Below are 15,940 nucleotides of genomic sequence, written 5' to 3'. Positions count from 1 at the left end.
GCGGACCGGAGCCGGTCCGTTCCATGACCGGGGGCAATAGAATAAAGGACGCGCGCGCAATGGCGACGGTCGAAAAGATGCCGATGTTGCAAGAGGGCTATGATCGCCTGACCGTACACCTGAAGCAACTGAAGGTGGAACGCCCGCTGGTCATCGACGCGATCGAGGAAGCGCGTGCGCATGGCGATCTGTCGGAAAACGCCGAATATCATGCGGCGAAGGAACGGCAGGGCCAGATCGAGGCGTCGATCGCCGATATCGAGGACAAGCTGACGCGCGCGCAGGTCATCGATCCGCGCGACCTGTCGGGTGACAAGATCGTGTTCGGCGCGACCGTCACGATGCTCGATGAGGACGACAAGCCGGTGACGTACCAGATCGTCGGGCAGACTGAAGCGGACGCGAAGTCGGGTCGCATTTCGTACAATTCGCCGTTGGGCCGCGCGCTGATCGGGCGCAAGGTGGATGACGAGGTCGAGGTGACGGTGCCGTCGGGTGACCGTTACTATCTGATCTCGAAGATCGAGTTCATCTAACTCCCGTGTTCGAGCGCAAGCCCTCGCCGGCGATCCTTGCGATCGGCGGACTGATGGTGCTGGTCGGTGCGGTGCTGATCCTGACCGGACGCGTCGACTATGCCGCGATCGTCGGGGGCTTCGTGCCGATGCGTATTGGGCTGGACCCCGCGTTGCTCGTTGGTGCGCCGCCCCTTGTGCCCGTTTGGCTGACGCCGCTGACTGCGGCGCTGGTGCATGACGGCTGGCTGCACCTCGGCTTTAACCTGTTGTCGCTGCTGATCGTCGGTACGCCCACGCAGCGTGCGGTCGGGCTGCGTGGTGTGATCGTTCTGCTCGTGGTTGGCGCCTATGCGGCTGTCGCTGCGCAATGGGCGATCGATCCGCGATCACCGGTACCGATGGTAGGTGCCAGCGGAGCGATTTCCGCGCTCATCGGCGCCTACGCACTATTGTTCGGAAGCGGTAAGGCTAAGGCGATCGGGCCAGTGCCGGCGCATGTCGTCCATGCCTTGTGGCTGGGCGCGAGCTGGGCCGCGCTGAACCTCGTCATCGCCTGGACGAGTGCGGGAAGCGGGATGCCGGTCGCGGGTGCCGCGCACATCGGCGGATTTCTGGTCGGCATGCTGTTGGTGCGACCCTTGCTCCGCTGGCGCTGGTCGACCCGGCTACAGAGCGGCCGCTAACCGACGGAAAGATGACGCGCCGAGATTACGCGTCTTCCCATCTTTTGGCTCGCGCACGGTCAACAATTCGGTTGTCGGGCCTTCAATCTGTTGCAATGCCTAACGTATGATATAGGCGTTAACCCTTGATAAGGTTGCCTCTGGTAGCCGTCTCGATCGGGGGGACGAGATCTTGGACACAGTTGGAACGTCGGCAGCGCCGCTGCCGGACACGGCGACCGTTGCGCGAGGCGAGGGCGGCATGCCGCATCGCCTGCAAACGCACATCGCTCCGCTGGACGGCCTGCGCGGCTGGGCGGCACTGATGGTCGTCATCGGGCATTTCGGGTTCTTCGGAACGATCGCGCCGGCGCACCGTCAGTTGGGGACGTACGGCGTCTTCCTGTTCTTTGCGTTGAGTGGCTTCCTGATGGGGCATCTATACCTGTCCAAGCCGATCAGCAAACAGGCCACCGCGACCTATCTGGTCGCCAGAATATCGCGCGTGGTGCCGCTATATTACGCGACCGTGCTCGGCGGGTATCTGATCGGGCGGTATATCGATCCGAACTTCAACTATGCCATGGATACCAGCACGCTGGTACGCCACCTCGTATTCCTCGGCAGCGTTCCGCCGTTCTGGTCGATCGCGCCGGAGATCCAGTTTTATTTCCTGTTTCCCGTCCTGTGGTGGATCGTCACGCGGCCGGCGGAAACCCGGATGCGATACGCGATCCCGGCGGCGATCTTCGCGATCGTGGTCTTCTTCTTTCGCGGAAATTTTCCCGGCATCATCGTGTTTTCAAAGATGCATATCTTCCTGGCCGGCATCACCGTCGCCGTTATCCGGCCGTATATCATCGCCCGACTCGATACGAAAACGGCGATCATCGCGCAGATATTCGCGCTGATCGTACTGGCGGTACTGCTGCTTCCTGCCTCGATCACCGGCGAGTTGATCTATCCGACTGGTGGAGCGTCGGATATCAAGATGAACCGTTATTACGGCGACCTCGGCCGGCTGTTGCCTTTCGCGTTCGTCATTCTGGCGTTCACGTTCGAAACTAAGCTGGCGAACCTGATTTTTGCAAACCGGTTGATGCGGTTGACCGGCAAGTTCAGCTTCTCGCTCTATCTGCTCCACTCGCCCGTCATGTATGTGTTCGAAAAGTACGGCGTGTTCGAGTATTTCTCCTACTGGTCCGCCATCGGCATCACGATGGTGGTGCTCTACCTGGTATCGACCGCATCCTTCTATCTGTTGGAAGAACCGTCGCGGGTCGTCGTGCGGCGGACGCTGCTGGGAATATTCGCGCGGCTGGACGGCCGTTCGAAGATTCCGGCTGTCGCAGCAGCATAATCCTTTCAGCTACGGAGCACCCCCCCGGATTGGCGGGGGGCGTCGGAACTGTGTCGGGGGTCCATTCGGTGGTCGCCCGGCAGCTGTTGCGGGTCACGACGGTAAGCCTCGCACGCGCATGCCCGAAAGCCCGGACGTCCGGACGCCAGCAAGTGCGGTGTGGAAGATCGTCGTGGAGGGCCGCAAAGGCGCATGACGGCCGGGCGGCGATCGGCCGCATTAGTTGAACGCTGAAAGCGGAGTGCTGCATGCCGCGCGGGGGTTGTCGATGGCATGCGCCGGACGTCGTTTCATTCGCGGCGGTGCGGCCTCGATCGCACCGGTAGTCTACGGCTGATTCTGATGGAGCGGTTTCCGACCCGCTTTCGACATCATGCTTGCCCGTCCACCCGGTCGGTTCGATGAGCCTATCGGGATCTATCGGCGGCATGACGCGGTAGGGCCGCTGCCTGCCCACGGCGGTCCACGAAGGATACCCGCCGGTTCAGCCGATACTTTCCCGTACCGCTGTTCTGCCGGATAGCGCGTCTTCTTCCTGCTGCGGTAAGGGCCGATGCCTGCATCGCCCTAGCGCGGAACAACCGACAGTAGCACGTCGAAGTCCGCCAACGGCGAAAATCAGGGTTCTGTGAGGCCATCAGTCGATGAAGACGTACCAAGCCCGCCAGGCGGCCTCAACTCGATAACCCAAACTGGAAACGATCTTTGGACGGGTCGACAACGCACGTCGCCGACCCAACCGCCTGCCGATTACGCGCCCGGCAGTTCCGGTTCGAGCAGGCGATGCAGGTGGACGACCACATAGCGCATTTCCGCGTCGTCGACCGTACGCTGAGCCGCGGCGCGCCATGCCTTTTCGGCGCTGGCATAGTCACCGAAAATGCCGACCACGTCGATCGCCTTGAGATCGGCGAAGTCGAGCGTGCGGGGATCGGTGACGCGGCCGCCGAACACCAGATGAAGTTTGCTCATGATCGCTCCCGCAGTGCAAAAAAAGATACGCTCCGTCGCATAGCGGACGGAGCGTACCCTTCAAGCACGAATCCGGGTCAGACGGTCGTCGGACCCTTCGCCGCCTGCTTCCCGCTGTCGGTAGCGGCCTGAACGACAGTCCCGATCGCCGAGCGCAACTGTTCCTTCGCGCCGTCCTTGCTGGGCAGCGCCGAAGTGAGCTGCTCCTTACCCACATCGCGCGCGGTCGCAGCAGCGGCGGTTGCGGCGGCGGACAGGCGCTTGCCCAGCGGTCCGAGTACCTTGGCTTCCTGTGCCGACTTGGGCAGCAGGGCGCCTACGACCGCGCCAAGCGCGAGGCCACCGGCGAGCACGGCGAGCGGGTTGGCTTCGATGCTGTCGGCAGCGCGCTTCGCAGCGTCATGCGCGGCGTCGCTGGTCGCGTGGGCGGCGTTCGAAGCTTTGTCGCGCAGGGTGTGGTCCTTGATCGTCTGGTTGGTATGATCGGTCATGAATCGGTTCCTTGTAACGGCGGGGTCGGGGTCCGGGGAGCGGCGGGGACGGTCGGGGTGCGATGGAACAGCCGGCCGATCGGCTTGCGGATCACGATCGCGAGCAGCGCGGCCGCGATACCGGCGGCAGCGGCCGGGCGTTCGCGAACCGCGACGATCCCGTCCACCGCCTTTTCGCGAAGGTCATCGGCGACGTGCGATGCGATCGTCGACGGGGCGAGGCGATGCTTTGCCTGCGCCACGCTGGCCTGTAACCGGGCGCGCTTGATAAGCACGTCGGCCCGGGCGGCGGCGAGCGATGGCGTGGTCATGCTTCACCTCCGAGCGGCGCGGTAACCCGTTTGAACCGAGTAAGCGCCATCTTTGCCAGCAGTCCAGCCAGCAGCAGCGCGACTACTACCACCAGCAACGTCGCCCATGCCGGACCCATTACCGGCCGCAAGGCGATGATCGCCCCCACCAGCAGGGCGGTGAGCGCCGACAGCGCGATCAGCAACGCGCCGACCGCCATTCCGGCGGCAACACCGGCCTGCGAACCACGCGTCGACGCGACCGTCCTCCACAGCGTCACCTCTGCCGTGGCATAGGCCTTAGCATCTCCGACGACGCGTCCGACGACGCTCACCAGTCCCTCGTCGTCCATGATGGGATCAGGCCTTCGTGACAGGGTCGGTGGTCGTATCGACACCGGCCTTGACGATACGCGACAACACGAAGCCCAGTGCGGCGGCAGTGCCGATCGCGATTGCGGGGCTTTTGCGGACGAACTCGCGGGCGTCGGCCAGCAAATCCTCGACTTCCTTGCCGCGAAGGTCGTCGGAAAAGCCGGAAATCGCCTGTGCCGCCGAACGGGCATACTGACCGTACTGCTCGCCAAGCTTTTCATCGACGGTGCCTGCCGCATCGTCCATCAGCCGCGAAAATTCGTCGAGTGCGCTGGTCGCGCGCAGCTTGCCCTCGTCGGCGATACCGCGAGCTTTCTCGCCGGCCTTCGCGGTCAGCTTGCCGGCTTCGTCCTTCAGCGTCTGCTTCGCGCCGGTGGCGGGCGTCGATGCATCGTCCGAGGCTGACAGGTTCTCGTCGAAGGCGGTGGAGGGCGGGGTGAACGCCGTGGATTCGCCAACCGGCGTCGATCCACCCAGCGGCGTCGACAGGTCGGCGTCGAATGCGACCGGCGTATCGTTGGTCTTCGGGATGCCGGTGTTGCCGGGGGTCCGATCGAAGTCTGTCATAACGAATCCTTTTGTCGTTTCGCCTTCACAACCTTGCGCGCCCTGTCGGGTTCCGTCTTCTTCACATGAATTGCCGTGTGACGGTCGAGCGGATAGAGGGACGGCGACAGGCCCGAAGCGCCAGACACTAGAAGGAGTCGTTACGTGACCGCAATCATCCAGGTGCATGGCCGCCAGATCCTCGACAGCCGTGGCAATCCGACGGTCGAGGTCGACGTGCTGCTGGAAGACGGCAGCTTCGGTCGCGCCGCGGTCCCGTCCGGCGCGTCGACCGGCGCGCACGAAGCGGTCGAAAAGCGCGACGGCGACAAGTCGGTCTATATGGGCAAGGGCGTGCTGGCGGCGATCGAAGCGGTCAACGGCGATATTGCCGAAGCCGTGCTGGGCATGGATGCCGAGGACCAGAGCGATATCGACACGGCGATGATCGATCTCGACGGCACCGAGAATAAGGGCCGTCTGGGCGCAAACGCGATCCTCGGCGTCAGCCTCGCGGTGGCGAAGGCGGCGGCGGATGCACGCGGCCTGCCGCTGTACCGCTATGTCGGTGGCGTGTCGGCGCATCTGCTGCCGGTGCCGATGATGAACATCATCAACGGCGGCGAACATGCCGACAACCCGATCGATTTCCAGGAATTCATGGTGATGCCGGTCGGTGCCGACAGCATCGCGGAAGCGGTGCGTTGCGGTGCCGAGATTTTCCACACCCTGAAAAAGGGCCTGTCGGAAAAGGGTCTGTCGACCTCGGTCGGGGACGAGGGCGGCTTCGCCCCCGCGCTGGCCAGCACCACCGATGCGCTGGACTTCATCATGCAGAGCATCGAGCGCGCGGGCTACAAGCCGGGCGAGGACGTGATGCTGGCGCTGGATTGCGCGGCGACCGAATTCTTCAAGGGCGGTCGCTATGAGATGGTCGGCGAGGGCAAATCGCTGACGCCGCACGAGATGGCGGACTATCTGGCCGACCTTGCCGCGCGCTATCCGATCCTGTCGATCGAGGACGGCATGGGCGAGGATGATTTCGAAGGCTGGAAGGCGCTGACCGACAAGATCGGCGACCGGGTCCAGCTGGTCGGCGACGACCTGTTCGTCACCAACCCGAAGCGGCTTGCGATGGGTCTGGAACAGGGTCTCGCCAACTCGCTGCTGGTCAAGGTCAACCAGATCGGCACGCTGACCGAGACGCTGGAAGCGGTCGCGATGGCGCAGCGCAACCGCTACACCGCCGTCATGTCGCACCGGTCGGGCGAGACCGAGGATTCGACCATCGCCGACCTCGCGGTCGCGACCAACTGCGGCCAGATCAAGACGGGGTCGCTCGCGCGGTCGGACCGGTTGGCCAAGTACAACCAGCTGATCCGTATCGAGGAAGAACTGGCCGGCGCCGCACGCTATGCGGGCCGTTCGATCCTGCGCTGATCGCGCGTTTCGCCGAATGAGGCGGGGCATCGGTGCGAGCCGGTGCCCCGTTTCGTTTTGGCGTATGTCCCTTGGAAGATTGCTAAATCCAGCCAAAGGTCACGAAAGTCACACTCGTGGCGTTTCAACGAATATGCGCATTCTTCCGGATTGGCAGGACACGGTATTCGGTCGTCGAAGCCGGCCGACCTTACGCGAAGCCCGGGCGTGTAGGACAGCGATCATCCGCATCGTCGCGAATGATGGCCCGCGTTGCACGAGCGGACTGGCGGGGAGGTCGCGACCGTACCCAGTCTATACATGCGCGGAAAGCGGATCGATATCCCACCGACCTTCGCACGAAGTTTCGATACCTATGCCAACGCGTTGTTTTATCGTGTCGAAGATCGATCGCGTTCGCGATAGAGCCGCCCGACCCCCGATCCGGCGTTCCGTCAGAACAGCCGTCCGCCGTCCGGCACTTGGTGACCCGGCCCGATCAGCACGACCGCGCCGTCCGCGTCGGGAAATCCCAGCGTCAGCACTTCGGACACGAATTTGCCGATCTGGCGCGGCGGGAAGTTGACGACCGCTGCGACCTGACGCCCGACCAGCGTGGCGCAGTCGTAATGTTCGGTGATCCGGGCGCTCGATCGCTTCACGCCGATCGCCGGGCCGAAATCGATCCGCAGCTTGATCGCGGGCTTGCGAGCCTCGGGATAGGGTTCGGCGGCCACGATCGTGCCGACGCGGATATCGACCGCGAGGAACGCGTCGAAATCGATCTGCGCGGCGACCGGGGTGGCAGGATCGTGCAGGACGTGCATGGCAGTACTCCGATTGGTGCGGGGGCCGCTTGAACCGGCGGCGCTTATCCCCGAAAGAACCGACGATGTCGCGTTCCTCTCCGCTTCGCCAGATGCTCGCCCGTGCCGGTTGGCCGGCGCTGGTCATCCTCGTGATCGGCTTCTTCGCCTATCATGCGGTGCTGGGGCCGAACGGGATCGTGGCGTATCGCGATTATCAGCGCAAACTGGCGCAGCGTCAGGCGCAATATGCGTGTCTGGAGCGCGTGCGTGCCGAACTGCGCAACCGGGTCGAACTGCTCGACCCGCGTCATGCCGACCCGGACATGGTCGACGAACTGGTGCGGCGGAAGCTGAACGTCGCGCATCCCGACGAATTCATCGTGCCCATCACCGGCGAACAGGCGGCGCGGACGCGATGCGGAATCAAGCTGGATGAATGAAACCGGGACGGTTTCCCGGTCGCTCGGTTGCACGGCTTCCCAATTCGCGCCATAGGCGACGCTCCCAGATCATCCTTTCAGGAACGAGGCATCCGAACCGTGGCAAAAGCACCGGCGCAAGGCCGCATCAGCGAACCGACCATCCCCAACCGGGAGCGGCCGGCCGAACCCCAGCGGTACCAGGCGTCGAAGGACGAACTGCTCGCCTTTTACAAGGAAATGCTGCTCATCCGGCGTTTCGAGGAAAAGGCCGGCCAGCTCTATGGTCTCGGCCTGATCGGTGGTTTCTGCCACCTGTATATCGGTCAGGAAGCGGTCGCGGTCGGCCTGCAGTCCGCGCTGGAAGTCGGCAAGGACTCGGTCATCACCGGGTATCGCGACCATGGCCACATGCTGGCCTATGGCATCGATCCCAAACTTATCATGGCCGAGTTGACCGGACGCGAGGCGGGCATCAGCCGCGGTAAGGGCGGGTCGATGCACATGTTCTCGACCGAGCATAAATTCTATGGCGGGCACGGCATCGTCGGCGCGCAGGTGTCGCTGGGCGCGGGTCTCGCGTTCGGACACAAATATGCCGACGATGGCGGCGTGTGCATGGCCTATTTCGGCGACGGTGCGTCGAACCAGGGTCAGGTGTATGAATCGTTCAACATGGCCGAGCTGTGGAAGCTGCCGATCATCTTCGTGATCGAGAACAACCAGTACGCGATGGGCACCAGCGTCAACCGCTCGTCGGCCGAGGACCAGTTGTATCGCCGTGGCGAAAGCTTCCGCATTCCGGGCATCCAGGTCGACGGCATGGACGTGCTGGCGTGCCGCGGCGCGGCCGAAACCGCACTGGAATGGGTGCGCGCGGGCAAGGGTCCGGTCATCCTCGAGATGAAGACCTATCGCTATCGCGGCCATTCGATGTCCGATCCGGCCAAGTATCGCAGCCGCGACGAGGTGCAGGCGATGCGCGACAATTCGGACCCGATCGAGGGGCTGAAGCGTGATCTGGCCGCCGCCGGGGTCGAGGAAGCCGAGCTGAAGGCGATCGAGGTCGAGATCCGCAAGCGCGTGGCCGAGGCCGCCGACTTCGCCGAAAGCGCGCCCGAGCCGAACCCGAAAGAACTGTACACCGACGTGCTGGTGGAGAGCTACTAAGATGCCGATCGAACTGAAGATGCCCGCATTGTCGCCGACGATGGAAGAGGGCACGCTTGCCAAGTGGCTCGTCAAGGAAGGCGACACGGTCAAGTCGGGCGACATCATGGCCGAGATCGAAACCGACAAGGCAACGATGGAGTTCGAGGCGGTCGACGAAGGCACGATCGCGCAGATCCTGATCGCCGAGGGCACCGATAACGTGAAGGTCGGCGCGGTGATCGCCGTGCTGGCCGCCGAAGGCGAGGACGTCGAGGCGGCACGATCCGCCCAGCCGACCGAGGCTCGCGCGGGCGATTCGGCCGCTGCGCAGCCGAAGGCCGAGACGAAGAACGACGACAAGGCGCCGAACACGCCCGAGGGCACCGCGCCCCAGCATGCCGAAACCGGCGCGCGTCAGTTGTTCGACGCCGCCGATCAGGAAGGCGAGCCGGACCCTGAAATCCCGGCAGGGACCGAGATGGTCAAGACGACCGTCCGCGACGCGCTCCGCGATGCGATGGCCGAGGAAATGCGTTCGGACGACCGCGTATTCGTAATGGGCGAGGAAGTCGCCGAATATCAGGGTGCCTACAAGGTCACGCAGGGGCTGCTCGCCGAATTCGGGCCGCGCCGCGTCATCGATACGCCGATCACTGAATATGGCTTTGCCGGCATCGGCACCGGCGCGGCGATGGGCGGATTGCGCCCGGTCATCGAATTCATGACGTTCAACTTCGCCATGCAGGCGATCGACCACATCATCAATTCGGCGGCGAAGACCAACTATATGTCGGGGGGCCAGATGCGCTGCCCGATCGTGTTCCGTGGACCCAACGGTGCGGCCAGCCGCGTCGGCGCGCAGCATTCGCAGAATTATGCGCCATGGTATGCGTCGGTCCCCGGCCTGATCGTCATCGCGCCGTATGACGCGGCCGATGCGAAGGGCATGCTGAAAGCCGCGATCCGCAGCACCGACCCGGTCGTCTTCCTTGAAAACGAACTGATGTACGGCCGTAGCTTCGACGTGCCCAAGCTGGACGATTTCGTCCTGCCGATCGGCAAGGCGCGGATCATGAAGCCGGGCAAGGACGTGACGATCGTCAGCTATTCGATCGGCGTCGGCCTTGCGCTGGAAGCCGCCGAAACGCTGTCGAAGGAAGGCGTCGACGCCGAAGTCATCGATCTGCGGACGCTGCGCCCGCTCGATACCGCGACGGTGCTCAAGAGCCTGAAGAAGACCAACCGTCTCGTCATCGTCGAGGAAGGCTGGCCGACCTGTTCGATCGCAGCCGAAATCGCGGCGGTGGTGATGGAGCAGGGCTTCGACGATCTCGACGCGCCGGTGCTGCGTGTCACGAACGAGGACGTGCCGTTGCCCTACGCCGCGAACCTCGAAAAGCTGGCACTGATTACCGCCGACAAGGTCGTCGCGGCGGTGAAGAAAGTCACCTACCGCTGATAGGGTAACGCACCGCGTCCCGACGGCGTCGGGGCGCGGTCGCGTGCGGCCACGGCGTCGTGCGATGCATCGACCGTCGGATGCATCGACCATGATCGGGGCCGTGCGGTCCCGGCCCCGCACCAACGGTTCCCAAGGGATGTCGTGTCGAGCGGCATCGGTCCTGCGATGGCAGGACTTTCCGCATCTCCTGCCGGTAACGCGGCCAGGTACGGACATCTCGTCCCGGTTTCGGGTTGACGCCGTACGAAGGCAGGCGATGGACGTTCCTATGGATACCGACCCCGAGCGCGCATTGGCGCTGACCTATGCCGGTGCGCGGCGCGACGCGCTGGCGGCGCTGCTGGCGCTCGACCAGACCCTGGCCGATGTGGTGCGGACGACCAGCCAGCCCGCGATCGGGCAGATCCGGCTGGCGTGGTGGGACGACGCGCTGCGCAAGCTGGACGACGCGCCGCCGCCCGCCGAACCAACGCTGCAATCGCTGGCATCGTTCGTCCTTCCGGCCGGGGTGCCGGGGGCGAGGCTTGCGGAGATGGTCGAGGGCTGGGATGTTTTGATCGAGGAAGAGACGCTGGACGACGATGCGCTGGGACGCTTCGCCGAACGGCGCGGCGGGCGGCTGTTCGCGGCGGCTGCGGCGATGCTGGGCGGCAACGTTGAGCGCGCGGATCGGGCGGGGCAGGGATGGGCGCTGGCGGATCTGATGCAGCATCTGGAAGACGACGATGCGCGAGTGCGAACCGGCACGATGGCGCGCCGCCTGCTGGCCGGGCCACTGGCGGGCGTGGCGCGACCGCTGGGACTGCTGGCGCTGTCCGCCCGGCTGGATGTCGCGTCGGTGCCGATGGGTGGGCCCAAGCGTGCGGCGCGGTTGGCATGGTTTGGCCTCAGCGGTCGGTAACGACGTTCCACCCTGTTCGCGGGACGCTCGCGTCTGTATTATCGGTACGCGTCCGAAACGAAGCGTACGCGGCGCGAGGCGACAGGGGGCAGTATGTGGCGGTTTCTGGCAGGGGTCGGATCGGCGCTTGCGCTGATGGCGGCGGGGTTGTTCCTGTTTCGTGGGCAGGCTGCGACGGAAGCGGTACGGATCGCCGCCGCGCCTCCGCCAGCCAACGTCGCAATGACGGGTTCCGACCCGATCGATCCGCCGCGCGCGACCGATCGTACGCGCGAACAGAAGCGCTTCGATCGTTACGACAAGGACCGCGACGGCAAGATCACGCGCGACGAATATCTCGTTTCGCGGCGCAAGGCCTATGCGAAGCTGGATGCCGATGATGATGGTCGGCTCAGCTTCGACGAATGGGCGGCAAAGACGACGGGGAAGTTCGTGAAGGCCGATGCCGGTCGCAATGGCGCGCTCGATCCGGCAGAGTTCGCGACGACGGCAGTAAAACGCAAACCGGCACGGCGGGTCGAGTGTCCCCCTGCCGCCGAAGATGCGGAAAGTTGACGCTTACGTAAGCGTAATCTAAAGTCCGAAGATGGGCGCTTCCGCCAGCTTCGCACCGACAACGCCTTTGCAAGACGGCGAACATTTTTCGATCGGCGATCTGTGCCAAGCGTTCGGGGTGACCCCACGGGCGCTGCGCTTTTATGAGGACGAAGGGCTGATCGCGCCCGAACGGCGTGGCGTCACCCGCGTCTATACGCGGCGTGATCGTGCGCGGCTGGCGTGGATCCTGCGCGGCAAGCGGGTGGGGTTCAGCCTGTCCGATATCCGCGAGATGATCGACCTGTACGATATGGGCGACGGACGGCGCGCGCAGCGGGAATTGACCGAACGCAAATGCCGTGATCGGATCGCGCTGCTCGAAGAACAGCGCCGCGATATCGACGCGGCCGTCGCCGAGTTGCGCCAGTTCGTCGACACGCTGACCCATCGGACCGGTTCGACAGAAGCCGGCACGGAGAAGGATTGAACGATGCCCCAATATACGCCGCCGGTGCGCGACACGCGCTTCGTGCTCGACCATGTCCTGCGCATCGGCGAGCATGCCGATCTGCCGGGTTTCGTCAACGCCACGCCCGACATGGTCGAACAGGTGCTGGAGGAAGGCGGGCGGTTCGTTGCCGACGTGCTGTTCCCGCTGAACCAGTCGGGCGACCGGGAGGGATGCACGCACCACGCCGATGGTCGCGTGACGACGCCGACGGGCTTCCCGGAAGCCTATCGCCGGTTCGTCGAATCGGGCTGGGGGACGTTGTCCGCGCCTGAGGCGTTCGGAGGGCAGGGGATGCCGCACGTCGTGTCGACCGCGTTTCAGGAATATATGATCTCCGCCAACATGGCATTTGCGATGTATCCCGGCCTGACGCACGGCGCGGTCGCGGCGTTGCTCGCGAAGGGAAGCGTCGAGCAGCAGGCGCGGTATGTGCCGAAGATGGTGTCGGGCGAATGGGGCGGCACCATGAACCTGACCGAACCACAGTGCGGCACCGATCTGGGCCTCATCACCACCCGCGCCGTGCCGACGGGCGACGGGGCGTGGGCGATTACCGGAACGAAGATTTTCATCTCGTCGGGCGAACACGACCTGACCGACAACATCATCCATCTGGTGCTGGCCAAGACGCCGGGCGCGCCGGATAGCTCGAAGGGTATTTCACTGTTCGTGGTGCCGAAGTTGCTGGTGCGCGATGACGGGACGCCGGGCGAACGCAACGCGGTGTCGTGTGGTTCGATCGAGCACAAGATGGGTATCCACGCCAATTCGACCTGCGTCATGAACTATGACGGCGCGACCGGATGGCTAGTTGGCGAGGAGACGAAGGGGCTGGCCGCGATGTTCATCATGATGAACGCAGCGCGTCTGGGCGTGGGTCTGCAGGGACTGGGCGTGGCGGAGGCCGCGCACCAGAATGCGGTGCGCTATGCTGGCGACCGGCGGCAGGGGCGCGGACTGACCGGGGCGCAGGAGCCGGACGAGAAGGCCGACACGCTGTTCGCGCATCCTGATGTCCGGCGGATGCTGATGGAAAACAAAGCGCTGACCGAAGGACTTCGCGCGCTGTGCCTGTGGGGCGCATTGCAGGTCGATCTGGCGCACGGCGCTTCCGATCCGGCGGCGCGCGAGTTGGCCGACGATCTGGTCGGGCTGCTCACTCCGGTCATCAAGGGATATGGCACCGACAAGGGGTATGACGTCGCGACGTCGGCGCAACAGGTGCTGGGCGGTCATGGCTACATCGCCGAATGGGGCATGGAGCAATATGTCCGCGATGCGCGGATCGCGATGATCTATGAAGGCACCAACGGCGTGCAGGCAATGGATCTGGTCGGGCGCAAGCTGGCGAAGAACGGCGGGCGCGCGGTACAGCACTTCTTCCGTATCGTCGGCGAAGCGATTGTAGCGGCGAAAGGCGTGGACGCCACCGCCGACTTCGCGACCCGGCTGGAGCGCAGTCTGAACGATCTTCAGGCGGCAACCATGTGGTTCGTCGGCAACGGCATGCAGAACCCGAACCATGTTGGCGCAGGCGCCTATGCGTACATGCACCTGATGGGGATCGTCGCGACCGGGCTGATGTGGTTGCGGATGCTGGAGGCGGCGGAAGCAATGTTGGCGGCGGGCACCGGCGATCCGGCGTTCCTGCGCGCCAAATCGGTCACCGCGCGCTTCTTCGCGGAACGCATCCTGCCCGACAGCGGCGCGCTGCGTCGCAAGATCGAGGGCGGGGCGGATGCCGTCATGGCGTTGACGCCGGAGATGTTCGCGGCGGCATGAAGGTCGTGCCGCCCCCTCCGGTCCGTACCGGAGGGGGCGGCGGGGCGACGTTACTTTCCGTCGCGAAGCTTGCGATGCACTTCGAGGTCGAGCACCGACGAATCGGCACCCTCGGGCATCAGGCCCAGCCGGCGTGCGACCTCCTGATACGCTTCGACCTCACCGCCCATGTCGCGGCGGAACCGGTCCTTGTCGAGCTTCTCGTTCGTGGTCATGTCCCACAAGCGGCAGCCATCGGGACTGATTTCGTCGGCGAGGATGATCCGGCTGAAGTCGTTGTCCCAGATGCGGCCGAATTCCAGCTTGAAGTCGACCAGCCGGATGCCGACACCCGCGAACAGGCCCGACAGGAAATCGTTCACGCGGATCGCCATGTCTGCCATCTCGTGCAGTTCGTCCTGCGCCGCCCAGCCGAAGCACAGGATATGTTCGTCCGATACCATCGGATCGCCCAGCGCGTCGTCCTTGTAATAATATTCGATGATCGTGCGGGGCAGTTGCTGCCCCTCCTCGATTCCCAGCCGCTTCGAAATAGAGCCGGCGGCGACGTTGCGCACGACGACCTCGATCGGCACGATCTCGACCTGCCGGATCAGCTGCTCGCGCATGTTCAGACGGCGGATGAAATGCGTCGGCACCCCGATATTGCCGAGCAGCGTGAACACATGCTCGGAAATACGGTTGTTCAACACGCCCTTGCCGTTGATCGTACCCTTTTTCTGGGCGTTGAAGGCGGTGGCGTCATCCTTGAAATACTGGATGAGCGTACCCGGTTCCGGACCCTCATAGAGAATCTTTGCCTTGCCTTCGTAGATCTGGCGGCGGCGAGCCATACGCATTCCTTCGACGATGTAGCGAGGGCGGCGCTCCGCCCGACAGAGCCCGCCGCATAGCGGAAGGCCCGCCGCCACGCAATCAGGCCGGACGGGCTCCGCGTGCGTGCCACGCCCGTGCGAATCGGGACCATGCCCAGAAGCCGAACAGCGCGAGCATCAACGGTGGCAGGGCCACACCAAGCAAGGCAAGCGTCGTTCCGAACGTCCAGCGGGCCGATGCGACGGCGAGGTCGGCGGCATAGGTCAGCGGAGACGTCGCATCGAAGCTGCGCGCCGCCTGACCGGACACATAGGCGAAGGTGACGGGCGTCGCGGCCAGCGCGGCACGTTGCGCCGCGACGCCGACGTCAGCGCGGCGGGCGGCGGCTACGAAATCCGTGCGCTGGCGTTCGAGTTCGGCGCGTGCTTCCCCCGTGGTTCCGACGGTGCGCGAGTCGATCGTCACCCGCTCTGTGGCAGCGGTTTCGCGTTCTCCAGCAAGCTGTTCGATCCGTGCGCCGGCGTCGTCACCATCGATCTGTGCGGTCAGCACCATACCCTCCGCCGCCTCGATCGCCTTGATACCGTCGCGCCCGAACGCACGGGCAAGTTCGGGCGCGAGCCGGAAGCCGAGCGAGGCATCGATCCGGTTGTCGCTGTTGCGGGCGTACCGCATCGCCGTGATACGGCAGCGCGCGATGCCCAGTCGTTCGCAGGCGGCGGCATGCGCCTCCTGCACAGCCGAGATCCGCGGGGCGGGCGCACGGAACGTGTAGGCATAGCGAAAGGCGACACCCGGCGCGGCGGTAACGTTGATCCCGGGTGCGTGATCGCGAGCCTGATCCCCGGATGAATCGTCGGGCACCGAGCCGCACCCGGAGGCGAGGAGAGCGATCAGTATCCCGAGTCCAAGACGCAT

The 15,940-nt window shown here is 64.6% G+C and carries 19 protein-coding genes; 11 read left to right on the top strand and 8 right to left on the bottom strand.

Going from position 1 to position 15,940, the window contains the following annotated elements; all coding sequences use genetic code 11:
* Positions 1-59 precede the first annotated feature (59 nt).
* The 3 genes from greA to IFT55_RS01740 all read left to right on the top strand — a co-directional run bounded on the left by greA (position 60) and on the right by IFT55_RS01740 (position 2,540).
* Positions 60-536, top strand: a complete 477-nt coding sequence (greA, locus tag IFT55_RS01750) for a transcription elongation factor GreA (protein WP_192088666.1) — start codon at positions 60-62, stop codon at positions 534-536.
* Between the two features lie 5 nt (positions 537-541).
* Entirely contained in the window at positions 542-1,201 is a 660-nt protein-coding gene (locus tag IFT55_RS01745; RefSeq protein WP_342029202.1) for a rhomboid family intramembrane serine protease, read from the top strand.
* Between the two features lie 241 nt (positions 1,202-1,442).
* Entirely contained in the window at positions 1,443-2,540 is a 1,098-nt protein-coding gene (locus IFT55_RS01740; RefSeq protein ID WP_192088665.1) for an acyltransferase family protein, read from the top strand.
* A gap of 750 nt (positions 2,541-3,290) precedes the next feature.
* On the opposite strand, the gene IFT55_RS01735 is transcribed toward IFT55_RS01740, so the two are convergent.
* The 5 genes from IFT55_RS01735 to IFT55_RS01715 form a co-directional block, all read right to left on the bottom strand.
* Positions 3,291-3,512 (bottom strand): DUF4170 domain-containing protein, encoded by a 222-nt coding sequence (locus IFT55_RS01735; protein ID WP_192088664.1) that lies wholly within the window; start codon positions 3,510-3,512, stop codon positions 3,291-3,293.
* 77 nt (positions 3,513-3,589) lie between these two features.
* Entirely contained in the window at positions 3,590-4,003 is a 414-nt protein-coding gene (locus IFT55_RS01730; RefSeq protein WP_192088663.1) for a hypothetical protein, read from the bottom strand.
* Positions 4,000-4,314: a hypothetical protein gene (locus IFT55_RS01725; protein ID WP_192088662.1), complete on the bottom strand. Its 315-nt coding sequence runs from the start codon at positions 4,312-4,314 to the stop codon at positions 4,000-4,002. The genes IFT55_RS01730 and IFT55_RS01725 overlap by 4 nt, the downstream gene beginning before the upstream one ends.
* Entirely contained in the window at positions 4,311-4,646 is a 336-nt protein-coding gene (locus IFT55_RS01720) for a phage holin family protein (protein ID WP_192088661.1), read from the bottom strand. The genes IFT55_RS01725 and IFT55_RS01720 overlap by 4 nt, the downstream gene beginning before the upstream one ends.
* 7 nt (positions 4,647-4,653) lie before the next feature.
* The gene (locus tag IFT55_RS01715; RefSeq protein ID WP_249403521.1) at positions 4,654-5,235 is read right to left on the bottom strand and encodes a hypothetical protein; all 582 of its coding nucleotides are present in this window, start codon (positions 5,233-5,235) and stop codon (positions 4,654-4,656) included.
* A gap of 144 nt (positions 5,236-5,379) precedes the next feature.
* On the opposite strand from IFT55_RS01715, the gene eno reads away from it, so the two are divergent.
* Positions 5,380-6,654: a phosphopyruvate hydratase gene (gene eno / locus IFT55_RS01710; RefSeq protein WP_192088660.1), complete on the top strand. Its 1,275-nt coding sequence runs from the start codon at positions 5,380-5,382 to the stop codon at positions 6,652-6,654.
* Between the two features lie 434 nt (positions 6,655-7,088).
* On the opposite strand, the gene IFT55_RS01705 is transcribed toward eno, so the two are convergent.
* Positions 7,089-7,460, bottom strand: a complete 372-nt coding sequence (locus IFT55_RS01705) for a tRNA-binding protein (protein WP_192088659.1) — start codon at positions 7,458-7,460, stop codon at positions 7,089-7,091.
* A 65-nt stretch (positions 7,461-7,525) separates the two neighbouring features.
* On the opposite strand from IFT55_RS01705, the gene IFT55_RS01700 reads away from it, so the two are divergent.
* From IFT55_RS01700 to IFT55_RS01670, 7 genes are all read left to right on the top strand, one after another.
* Positions 7,526-7,882, top strand: a complete 357-nt coding sequence (locus tag IFT55_RS01700) for an FtsB family cell division protein (protein ID WP_342029201.1) — start codon at positions 7,526-7,528, stop codon at positions 7,880-7,882.
* A gap of 99 nt (positions 7,883-7,981) precedes the next feature.
* Positions 7,982-9,031: a pyruvate dehydrogenase (acetyl-transferring) E1 component subunit alpha gene (gene pdhA / locus IFT55_RS01695; protein WP_192088658.1), complete on the top strand. Its 1,050-nt coding sequence runs from the start codon at positions 7,982-7,984 to the stop codon at positions 9,029-9,031.
* A 1-nt stretch (position 9,032) separates the two neighbouring features.
* On the top strand, positions 9,033-10,472 hold the full coding sequence (locus IFT55_RS01690) for a pyruvate dehydrogenase complex E1 component subunit beta (protein WP_192088657.1): 1,440 nt from the start codon (positions 9,033-9,035) through the stop codon (positions 10,470-10,472).
* Between the two features lie 271 nt (positions 10,473-10,743).
* Positions 10,744-11,376 (top strand): squalene/phytoene synthase family protein, encoded by a 633-nt coding sequence (locus tag IFT55_RS01685; RefSeq protein ID WP_249403520.1) that lies wholly within the window; start codon positions 10,744-10,746, stop codon positions 11,374-11,376.
* Positions 11,377-11,469: 93 nt separating this feature from the next.
* On the top strand, positions 11,470-11,931 hold the full coding sequence (locus tag IFT55_RS01680; RefSeq protein ID WP_192088655.1) for an EF-hand domain-containing protein: 462 nt from the start codon (positions 11,470-11,472) through the stop codon (positions 11,929-11,931).
* Positions 11,932-11,962: 31 nt separating this feature from the next.
* Positions 11,963-12,400 carry a MerR family transcriptional regulator gene (locus IFT55_RS01675; RefSeq protein ID WP_192088654.1) on the top strand — a complete coding sequence of 146 codons (438 nt, stop codon included), beginning with the start codon at positions 11,963-11,965 and terminating at the stop codon, positions 12,398-12,400.
* A gap of 3 nt (positions 12,401-12,403) precedes the next feature.
* Complete coding sequence (locus tag IFT55_RS01670; protein ID WP_192088653.1) at positions 12,404-14,206, top strand: acyl-CoA dehydrogenase C-terminal domain-containing protein; 1,803 nt, start codon at positions 12,404-12,406, stop codon at positions 14,204-14,206.
* Between the two features lie 50 nt (positions 14,207-14,256).
* Here the strand turns inward: IFT55_RS01670 and purC are convergent, their stop codons facing one another.
* Both purC and IFT55_RS01660 read right to left on the bottom strand, forming a co-directional pair.
* A complete protein-coding gene (purC, locus tag IFT55_RS01665; RefSeq protein WP_192088652.1) occupies positions 14,257-15,039 on the bottom strand; it encodes a phosphoribosylaminoimidazolesuccinocarboxamide synthase in 783 nt (260 codons plus the stop codon).
* An 82-nt stretch (positions 15,040-15,121) separates the two neighbouring features.
* On the bottom strand, positions 15,122-15,940 hold the full coding sequence (locus IFT55_RS01660; RefSeq protein ID WP_192088651.1) for a hypothetical protein: 819 nt from the start codon (positions 15,938-15,940) through the stop codon (positions 15,122-15,124).

The organism is Sphingomonas sp. CFBP 13720 (assembly GCF_014842075.1).
Lineage (GTDB): Bacteria > Pseudomonadota > Alphaproteobacteria > Sphingomonadales > Sphingomonadaceae > Sphingomonas.
This window is presented reverse-complemented; position numbering and strand designations above follow the sequence as displayed.